Below are 9280 nucleotides of genomic sequence, written 5' to 3'. Positions count from 1 at the left end.
TAGGAAATGATTGGTAATAATTTGCCTAGGCAAATTATTACCAATCATTTCCTACGTTTACTGGTTTATCTTCTGGGTTACCCATTACCACTTTCATATTGGCAATAAGTTTGTCCATTTGTTCCGCAGTTTGGCGTTTGATATCTCCCCAACCTTGCAAGCTTAACACATATTTGTTACATGCAGGAATTGATTTTTCTAATGGTCCACCAGAGCCTTTATCCGATGCATGTACAAAATTTGTGATGATGTATTTATAACGACCGTCTTTACAAGCCATTACTACAGTATATTCAACCGTACCAGCATGCATCAAACCAGGTTGTGGTGCATGATAGCTCACAGGGAATTGACCTTTGTAACTGTAATATCCATCTGCTGCTTTGTCTGTAATCAATCCGCTTCCAGATACATTTAAACTATGTGCACGTTTAAAAAGTACAGCTTGGGTCGCTTTTTCAACGTTTATAACACCTGTATAACTAATTTTTTTAGTTGCTGTATCAATAGGAGCTAGGGTTTGTGCCTGTGACACAAGCGACATTGCAATGCCGATTAATAAAGAGAAAATAATTTTCATACGATGTGTTAGTTAAATGAATACTCTATTTACAATATACTACATACTTCAAAATCGTGCCAACATTCGGAACAATTATTTTTTAGTACTCGTTTTCTTAGCCGCAGGCTTTTTAGCTGCTGCTTTTTTAGCAACGGTCTTTTTAGCTGCTGCTTTTTTCGCCGCAGGTTTTTTAGCTGCAGCTTTCTTGGCTACTGTTTTTTTAGCTGCAGGTTTCTTAGCAACGGCTGTTTTTTTCGCCGCGGATTTCTTAGCAGCTCCTTTGCCTTTCTTCGGTTTCGCCAATCCAGCATCTACATCCGTAGGGTCATGGTCTAAGCCAGCTATACCAAGACATTCTGCATATGTTAATTCTGCAGGCTCTTTATCTTTTGGTAATTTGAAATTGTTTTTACCAATTGCTAAGTATGGTCCCCAACGGCCTTTCAATACTTTTACGTATTCACTTTCTGGGAATTCAAGTATGAGTTTTTCTGCATCCGATTGACGTTTTGCCAAAATCAATTCTACACAACGATCCGAATCGATCGTCATTACATCATCAATTTTTGGTATAGATACAAACTTACTATTGTGGCGTATGTAAGGCCCAAAGCGACCGATTGCTACAACCATTGGTTTTTCTTCATACATACCAATTTCTCTTGGTAGTTTAAATAATTCCAATGCTTCTTCAAGGGTAATGGTTTCAATCAACTGACCTTTGCGTAAACTTGCATACTTCGGTTTGATTTCTTTCTCTTCGTCTGCTTCACCAATTTGTACAAATGGACCGTAGCGACCCAAACGAGTAAGAATTTGTTCTCCCGTTTCTGGATGCACACCTAATATACGAGATGTATTTACGCTGGAACGTTCAATGTGTTCTGTTTTTAAAACTTGCTCATGGAAATCACCATAGAAGCCTTTTAACATACTTTGCCATTCAATCTTTCCTTCCGCAATGTCATCAAATTCTTTTTCTACCATTGCGGTAAAATTGAAATCGGTCACTCTTGGAAAATGTTCTACCAAAAAATCATTGGTAATCATGGCAAGATCTGTCGGGAATAATTTAGACTTTTCTTGTCCCGTATTTTCTGTAATAACAGCAGTATTTACTGCATTATTTTTTAATGTCAATTGTGTAAGCTTGCGCTCTCTACCATCGCGATCTTCCTTAATTACATAACCTCTTTTTTGAATCGTAGAAATAGTCGGTGCATAGGTAGATGGTCTACCAATACCCATTTCTTCTAATTTCTTAACCAAGCTCGCTTCTGTGTATCTAGACGGCGGACGGGTATAGCGTTCTATAGCAACAATGTGATTTAAGCCTAATTTTTGATCTACTTTTAATGGAGGAAGGGTCGCAGTTGCAGCAGCTCCTGGTTTTGCTTCTGTTTCTTCCGTTTCCTCATCTTCATCTTCGTCGTCTTTCGATTCAAGATATACTTTTAAGAAACCTTCAAACGTAATTACTTCACCCGTTGCAATAAAATTCTCTGGTGCTTTATTGTTACCGATCATTACTACGGTACGTTCCAAACGTGCATCGGCCATTTGAGAGGAGATGGCACGTTTCCAAATTAGATCGTATAAACGTTGTTCGTTGCGATCCGCACTTGCATTCTGCACATTGAAATCCGTTGGTCGAATTGCTTCGTGGGCTTCTTGTGCATTTTCGTTTTTACTTTTATATCTTCTAGTGAAAGAATACTCTGCACCATAATTTGCTGTAATGGTATTCTTTGCTGCATCAATGGCGAAATCCGATAAGTTTACCGAATCGGTTCTCATATAGGAAATCTTACCAGCTTCATACAAACGTTGCGCAACCGTCATGGTTTGTGCTACAGAAAAACTTAGTTTTCTAGAAGCTTCTTGTTGCAAGGTAGAGGTTGTAAATGGAGCAGAAGGAGATTTTTTAGCAGGTTTTTTTTCTAAGTCTTTTACAAAGAAATCTGCACCGATTAATTTCGTTAAAAATGCTTGAGCTTCTTCCTCTGTATTAAACCTAGCAGGTAATTCTGCTTTAATTGTTTTTGTGCCATCTTTAAATTCAGCCGTTACCTTAAATAGAGCTGTAGGGTTGAACTGCAATACTTCGCGTTCTCTTTCTACAACAATACGAACAGCAACCGATTGCACTCGACCAGCAGATAAACCTGCTTTAATCTTTTTCCAAAGAACAGGAGACATTTCAAAACCAACCAAACGGTCAAGTATACGACGTGCTTGTTGCGCATTTACTAAATCGATATCTATGCCACGCGGAGTTTGAACCGCATTTAAAATAGCATTTTTGGTGATTTCTCTAAATACAATTCTACGTGTTTTGGCATCGTCCAAATCCAAGGATTCTTTTAAATGCCAAGAAATAGCTTCCCCTTCGCGGTCATCATCGGTCGCTAACCAAACCGTATCGGCTTCTTTGGCTAGTTTTTTTAATTCCCGTACGACTTCCTTTTTATCGGGTGAAATTTCATAAGTAGGCTGGAAGTTATTTGCAACATCTATTGCCTTATCGCCTTTCTGTAAGTCTCTTACGTGTCCGTAACTTGACTTTACAGTGAAATCTTTTCCTAAATAACCTTCAATGGTTTTTGCCTTTGCAGGGGACTCAACTATGACTAAATTCTTGGGCATTTGCCTTGTATTTTAATTATAAACAGAACAAAGATGGATAATTTTTTTTCTAAAATGCAATATATAGCAATTCAATCTGTTGAATCACGACTAGTTTTTTATCAAAATTCAAAGTTTTGAAGTAATAATCCCATATTTTTTCTGTAATATGCTACTTTAAAACGAACATGGGAAAACTACTTATATTAATACGTCATGGGAAATCCGATGTGCCAAACCTTGGCCAGAAAGACATTGATCGGGAATTAAATCACCGTGGTCATTCCGACGCTCCTAGAATGGGTAGAAAGTTAGCAGAAATGGATTTGAAACCAGATTTAGTCGTTTCTAGTCCATCTATACGTACAACCCAAACGACAGAATATATTTGTGAACAAATTTCCTATCCAGTAGATAAGGTTGATTTTCAAGAAGATATTTATGAAGCTTCCGTTCGTACCTTATTGAGATTGGTCAATGAACTAGATAATAGCTTACAAACCGTTTTTATTGTTGGGCATAACCCAGGCTTTACCTATTTCTCCGAATATTTAACAGGAAAAGAAATTGGAAATATCCCTACCTGCGGAGTTGTAGAATTGGCCTTTGAGGTAGATGATTGGGCCTTGGTTTCTCAAAATACTGCCAGTTTGAAACATTTTATATACCCTAAAATGTTTTTAAATGGGGAAGAAGGGGAATGAATTAGGCGTTCAAATGCATACAGCAGAAATAATTAAACGGGCGTTCGATCCGTATTTTTAATGCACCGCTTGAATTGTGGAAATCATTTGCAGATCTAGGCGAACTGATCAAAACTCAAAAAGGGGAGATCATAAAAAAAACGGGTAGCACAGAAAAATATTTAAATTTTATCATACAAGGTAGCGGGGGCATTTTACTTTGGAACAACACAAATTTTGTATGCATTGATCTCTGCTATGAAGGAGAATTTTTTGGCGATTATATGTCTTTACTTAATCAACAACCATCTCCCCAGTATGGCTAAATAAAGAAAGCAAAAAATTTCTCCGTATTGGAAACTTAACTAATATTGCTGTACAGGAAAAATGGCTGGCAATAAATGGTAAAACTTCTTGGAAAGTAAATGCGCTGCAATTACTTATTTTTGTGAGTCTTGTAACAGCAACATGTATGTTTTTGGCTGTTCAATATACAGATAGTTTAAATAATTTTCGTTGGTGGTTTATTCCTTTTATTTTATTCTTTTCATTTTCAAACGCAATGGTTGAAGAACTAATCTTTCGCTTTGGGATTATCGGTGGACTCTTCAATCACTATCCCAAATGGACGATCTTAGTATTATCAGCTATTTTATTTGGATTGCCTCATTATTGGGGATTTCCGAGCGGTATCGGTGGAGTTGTAGTATCTGGACTGTTGTGCTACATACTAGGTAAGGCAAGCTTTGAAACGAAAGGGCTTTTTGCGGCGTGGTCTATACATTTCGTTCAAGATATCATAATCTTTTCAGCGTTGATGATGATGCAAGTAGGTACGTAGAAAGGAAAAGTGTGTATGCGGAAAATCGAAAGGATTCAATAACAATGAATGATCAAACACTCCTTTCTCATTCTTTATGATTCGAAAAGGGGACATCTTTAATATTTTTTACAATCTTCCTAAATGTATCCATATCTGATAGGTATTTCTTATGAATAATTATTGCAGATAAACTATTTTGATACATTAAGAACCAACTTTTTGTTTCAACAATTTTGAAAAATTTAACCCACTTAATTTCCATGTAAAAAGATATTCCAGTAATCATTATTTCATTTGAAGTAATCTCCATCTCAAGTGATTCCTGTAAATAATTACTTGAATTGTAATTTCTCAGCGTAAGAATAAAAATGATTGAAGGCTGCACAATAACAATTAAAAATAACGTGATATATTGATAAATAATAGGTTTAGGAAGATTAAATAAATGTAGGTAATAAGAGGCTATCCAAAGAATAATTACGAGTGCTAAACCGAGTAAAAGCCTCAATACAATTTTTTTATATGCTAAGCTAAGTAGCAATGTTACATATTCTTTAAAGGAAACCTTTGTTTTAATAATCATCAATCGTACTCTTTCGTATTTTTTTCTGTATATAAATTACTACACTATTTTTTTATAAACAATCTATTAGGTGCTATTGTTGTTGTTTCCGCTAATAATAATTTATTTTCTTGAATAATATCATTGCGGATCAACATGAATGGGTATCTGAGTTGGTTCGCTGCGAAATATTTAAACCATATCACTGATTTGATCTGTTAGAAACACCATCAACAGCAAGTCTTTTAATCATTATCAGTTAACAAAAAATGCCACCCTATTGAGGTGGCATTCATCATTCATAATTTATAACTCATAATTAGTTACTTCTTATTCTTCGACTTCACGTAGCCCTTTTTCTTTTTGGTGGTTTTCTTTTTAGCACCACTTAAACGTTTGTTAGCGCGTTTGTCAGCTTGCTTACGTGTTACTTCATTGCGTTTGTCTTTTTCCTTTTTGGTTTTAGCCATCTGTTTTTGATAGGCTTTTGCCTCAGGAGTCATTTGATTTAACGTTCCTTCCTGACTTTCGGCATCTAAATCTGCTTGGGTTTGACCTTTTTTAGATTTGTCCTTTTTTACCTTAGGTGCTTTTTTCTGTTTACCACCCTCATTTGTTCCACCACCATCGCTTGGAGCAGCAGTTTCAGAATCTGATTGGGCAAAAGCGGTGTTTTGGGTTGCTACTAAGCAGCCCAAACACAGGAGTATAATAAATGCAAGTTTTTTCATAGTATTTCACCCACAATATGAGAAAAAGTAGTGGGAAAAAAAACCATTATTTACTTCAATATGCCCTTAAGTTTAAAGATTTTTGTTGAAATGAAATTTCTTCTACAACGTCTCGTATTTTCAGTATTCTTTTTGAGTTTGATTTTTCAAACGCATGCGCAAGAGAATTTTTTATTGTGGCAAATTTCAGGTAATGGATTATCCGATACTTCATACCTGTTTGGTACCATTCACATACGTGATAAGCGTGTATTTGATTTAGGAGATTCAACGTATTATGCCATACAACATACCAAAGCACTATTTGGCGAATTGGATTTGCAAGATAAGGACGCTATAAAAGCACATGCTTCCGAAATTATGATGCCCGCTGGCATTTCACTTGAATACTTATTGACTCCTGCAGAATACAAACAGATAAAAAAATATTGTAAAAAGCACATCGGTATCTACGCACTTTTAATCAATAAAATTAAACCCATTTATTTATCGGCCGTTATTTCAGAAAATTTATTAAAAAAAGACGAAAAGCAACCGCTCGATATGTATTTGCAAGAGTATGCTTCCAAACTCGGCCATACGGTAGGTGGTATTGAAACCATTGATGAGCAGTTCGCTGTCATGAATATATTAAGTTTGCAAGAACAAGCCAATATGTTGTTGGAGCAAGTACAACATATTGAAGATGAAAAAAAGTTAATGGAAGAAATGTTACAACTTTATTTATCGGAATCCTTAGATAAATTGGATAGCTTAGTACAAGCAGATACAACGTCTCAAGAATTTAATGAAGCAATATTGGATACGCGTAATAAAGTAATGTTGAAACGCATGCAAGAGCAAATGCTAAAAAAATCTACGTTCTTTGCGGTTGGTGCAGCACATTTGGCCGGAGAAAAAGGCTTGGTGTTGCTGCTGCGTAAAGAAGGATTTCAGGTAAGACCAGTTAAAAGAAAATAAATACGAATAATGAGTAAAGTGGAAGTTTCTGTACTACATGTACATGTGATTGCAGCTGAATTAAAAGTTAGCACCAAACAAGTAGAAGCAACAATAGAATTGTTGGATGAAGGCGCTACCGTTCCATTCATTTCTAGATATCGTAAGGAAATTACGGGCAGCATGGACGAAGTTCAAATTGCTGCTGTGCGCGATCGCTTTGAGCAATTACGTGACTTAGACAAACGCAGAGAAAGTATTTTGAAATCCATCAACGAGCAAGGCAAACTTACTCCGGAATTGGAAGAAAAAATAAAAGTTGCTGGCACCATGACGGAGTTGGAAGATATATATCTGCCCTACAAACAAAAACGAAAAACCCGCGCAAGCATTGCCAAAGAAAAAGGTTTGGAACCTTTGGCACTTCTTATGTTGGAACAAAGTTCTATAGACCTAGAAGCAGAAGCTGCAAAATACATTGATACCGAAAAAGGTGTTGCCACCTTTGAAGAAGCCTTATCTGGTGCGCGCGACATAGTTGCTGAAACCATCAACGAAGATCAAGCAGCGCGTACTTCTGTACGTAGATTGTTTAATGAAAAAGGTACCATCAAATCTCGTGTGTTCCCAGGGAAAGAAAACGAGGGACAAAAATACCGCGATTATTTTGAGTGGGAAGAACCAATTGGTAAAACACCTTCACACCGTTTGCTTGCTATGCGCAGAGGCGAGAAGGAAGGTTTCCTAATGTTGGATATTGCACCCTTGGAAGAAGATGCGATCGATGTAATCGAGCGTCAATTTATCATTGTACAAGGCAGAACCGTTGCAGCAGATCAAATGAAACTGGCTGTGAAAGACGCATACAAACGTTTGTTAAAACCTTCGATGGAAACAGAAGTGCGTATGGGGACAAAGACGAAAGCAGATGTAGAAGCCATTCGTGTATTCTCAGATAACTTAAAAGAATTGTTATTATCGTCTCCACTTGGACAAAAAAATGTATTGGCACTCGATCCAGGCTTCCGTTCAGGTTGCAAGTTGGTGTGTCTAGATCGTCAAGGTAAATTATTGGAAGAAACAGTTGTGTATCCGCACGAGCCACAACGTCAAACGCAGCAGTCTGCAGCGGTGATTATGGCCTTATGTCAAAAGCATAGCATCGAAGCCATCTCTATTGGTAACGGTACCGCTGGTCGCGAAACAGAAACGTTTGTAAAGACCTTAGGTTTACCAAAAGAAATTTTAATCGTAATGGTAAACGAAAGTGGTGCCTCCGTGTATTCTGCATCGGATGTGGCACGTGAAGAGTTTCCAACCTACGATGTTACGGTACGTGGTGCCGTATCTATCGGTCGACGATTGATGGATCCATTGGCGGAGTTGGTGAAAATTGATCCTAAGGCTATTGGCGTTGGACAATACCAACACGATGTAGATCAAACAGCTTTAAAGAAAAGTTTGGATGAAGTGGTGATCAGTTCGGTAAACTTAGTAGGTGTAGAAGTAAACACCGCAAGTAAGCAGTTGTTGACCTACGTATCCGGACTTGGTCCGCAGTTGGCTCAAAACATTATAGATTATAGAAATGCAAACGGTCCGTTTAAATCACGCTCCGATATTAAAAAAGTTGCGCGTATGGGCGATAAAGCCTTTGAGCAATCAGCAGGTTTCTTACGCGTGCAAGATGCAGAGAATCCATTGGATCGTTCTGCTGTGCACCCAGAAAGCTATCCGGTGGTAGAGCGCATGGCGAAAGATGTAGGTGCATCTGTAATGGATATTATGAACAGTAAAGAACTGCGTCAGAAAATTGTTTTGAAAAATTATGTGAGTGAAACAGTTGGTTTACCAACCCTTCAAGATATTTTCCAAGAATTGGATAAACCCGGTCGTGATCCACGTAAAAACTTTGAACTGTTTGAATTTGCGGAAGGCGTAAAAGAAATGAAAGACCTACGCCCGGGAATGAAGCTGCCAGGCATCATCACCAATGTAACCAAATTCGGCGTATTTGTGGATATAGGAGTGCACCAAGATGGTTTGATACACATCAGTCATTTGGCCGATCGTTTTATTTCCGATCCATCAGAAGTAGTGAAAGTGCAACAGAAAGTACAAGTAACAGTGCTTGAAGTAGACGAAGCACGCAAACGCATCAGCTTATCCATGAAAGGCGATGCAGGTGCCGTAAGCAAACCCAAAGGACAGGCAGCAGCAGGAGCGAAGAAAGAAAAAGAAGCAGAAGGCGATATGCAGTCGAAGCTAAATATGCTGATCTCGAAGTTTAAATAATTATGAATCAATGTCGTTTAGTTAAGGAAATTTAAAATAAAATTGATAATTTTACAATAC

Annotated in this window: 9 protein-coding genes; 5 read left to right on the top strand and 4 right to left on the bottom strand. The window is 37.4% G+C overall.

The genetic code is table 11. The annotated features are described in order from the left end of the window. Positions 1–37: 37 nt before the first annotated feature. The gene (locus Q0543_RS10425) at positions 38–580 is read right to left on the bottom strand and encodes a hypothetical protein (RefSeq protein WP_299252363.1); all 543 of its coding nucleotides are present in this window, start codon (positions 578–580) and stop codon (positions 38–40) included. 75 nt (positions 581–655) lie between these two features. Further along, positions 656–3208, bottom strand: coding sequence for a type I DNA topoisomerase (gene topA / locus Q0543_RS10420; protein WP_299252360.1), 2553 nt, complete (start codon positions 3206–3208; stop codon positions 656–658). Positions 3209–3375: 167 nt separating this feature from the next. Between topA and Q0543_RS10415 the strand changes: the two genes are divergently transcribed. The 3 genes from Q0543_RS10415 (at position 3376) to Q0543_RS10405 (ending at position 4711) form a co-directional block, all read left to right on the top strand. Beyond that, positions 3376–3891, top strand: a complete 516-nt coding sequence (locus Q0543_RS10415) for a histidine phosphatase family protein (RefSeq protein WP_299252357.1) — start codon at positions 3376–3378, stop codon at positions 3889–3891. A gap of 74 nt (positions 3892–3965) precedes the next feature. Beyond that, entirely contained in the window at positions 3966–4196 is a 231-nt protein-coding gene (locus Q0543_RS10410; protein WP_299252354.1) for a hypothetical protein, read from the top strand. A gap of 122 nt (positions 4197–4318) precedes the next feature. After that, a complete protein-coding gene (locus Q0543_RS10405; protein ID WP_299252351.1) occupies positions 4319–4711 on the top strand; it encodes a CPBP family intramembrane glutamic endopeptidase in 393 nt (130 codons plus the stop codon). Positions 4712–4778: 67 nt separating this feature from the next. Here the strand turns inward: Q0543_RS10405 and Q0543_RS10400 are convergent, their stop codons facing one another. Together Q0543_RS10400 and Q0543_RS10395 are read right to left on the bottom strand one after the other, a co-directional pair. Further along, positions 4779–5276, bottom strand: coding sequence for a YcxB family protein (locus Q0543_RS10400; protein WP_299252349.1), 498 nt, complete (start codon positions 5274–5276; stop codon positions 4779–4781). A 302-nt stretch (positions 5277–5578) separates the two neighbouring features. Beyond that, positions 5579–5986: an outer membrane integrity protein gene (locus tag Q0543_RS10395; RefSeq protein WP_299252346.1), complete on the bottom strand. Its 408-nt coding sequence runs from the start codon at positions 5984–5986 to the stop codon at positions 5579–5581. Positions 5987–6076: 90 nt separating this feature from the next. On the opposite strand from Q0543_RS10395, the gene Q0543_RS10390 reads away from it, so the two are divergent. Both Q0543_RS10390 and Q0543_RS10385 read left to right on the top strand, forming a co-directional pair. Further along, complete coding sequence (locus Q0543_RS10390; protein ID WP_299252344.1) at positions 6077–6946, top strand: TraB/GumN family protein; 870 nt, start codon at positions 6077–6079, stop codon at positions 6944–6946. Between the two features lie 9 nt (positions 6947–6955). Further along, positions 6956–9220, top strand: a complete 2265-nt coding sequence (locus Q0543_RS10385; protein ID WP_299252342.1) for a Tex family protein — start codon at positions 6956–6958, stop codon at positions 9218–9220. Positions 9221–9280 lie beyond the last annotated feature (60 nt).

Source organism: uncultured Cytophaga sp. (assembly GCF_937863595.1).
GTDB lineage: Bacteria > Bacteroidota > Bacteroidia > Cytophagales > Cytophagaceae > Cytophaga.
The sequence above is the reverse complement of the archived record's forward strand: the minus strand, read 5'-3'. Positions and strand labels throughout refer to the sequence as shown.

What these genes read in the sequence shown, in the direction of transcription:
- Q0543_RS10425 (WP_299252363.1), bottom strand. Translation starts at nt 580, where the DNA reads ATGAAAATTATTTTCTCTTTATTAATCGGCATTGCAATGTCGCTTGTG.
- topA (WP_299252360.1), bottom strand. Translation starts at nt 3,208, where the DNA reads ATGCCCAAGAATTTAGTCATAGTTGAGTCCCCTGCAAAGGCAAAAACC.
- Q0543_RS10415 (WP_299252357.1), top strand. Translation starts at nt 3,376, where the DNA reads ATGGGAAAACTACTTATATTAATACGTCATGGGAAATCCGATGTGCCA.
- Q0543_RS10400 (WP_299252349.1), bottom strand. Translation starts at nt 5,276, where the DNA reads ATGATTATTAAAACAAAGGTTTCCTTTAAAGAATATGTAACATTGCTA.
- Q0543_RS10395 (WP_299252346.1), bottom strand. Translation starts at nt 5,986, where the DNA reads ATGAAAAAACTTGCATTTATTATACTCCTGTGTTTGGGCTGCTTAGTA.
- Q0543_RS10390 (WP_299252344.1), top strand. Translation starts at nt 6,077, where the DNA reads ATGAAATTTCTTCTACAACGTCTCGTATTTTCAGTATTCTTTTTGAGT.
- Q0543_RS10385 (WP_299252342.1), top strand. Translation starts at nt 6,956, where the DNA reads ATGAGTAAAGTGGAAGTTTCTGTACTACATGTACATGTGATTGCAGCT.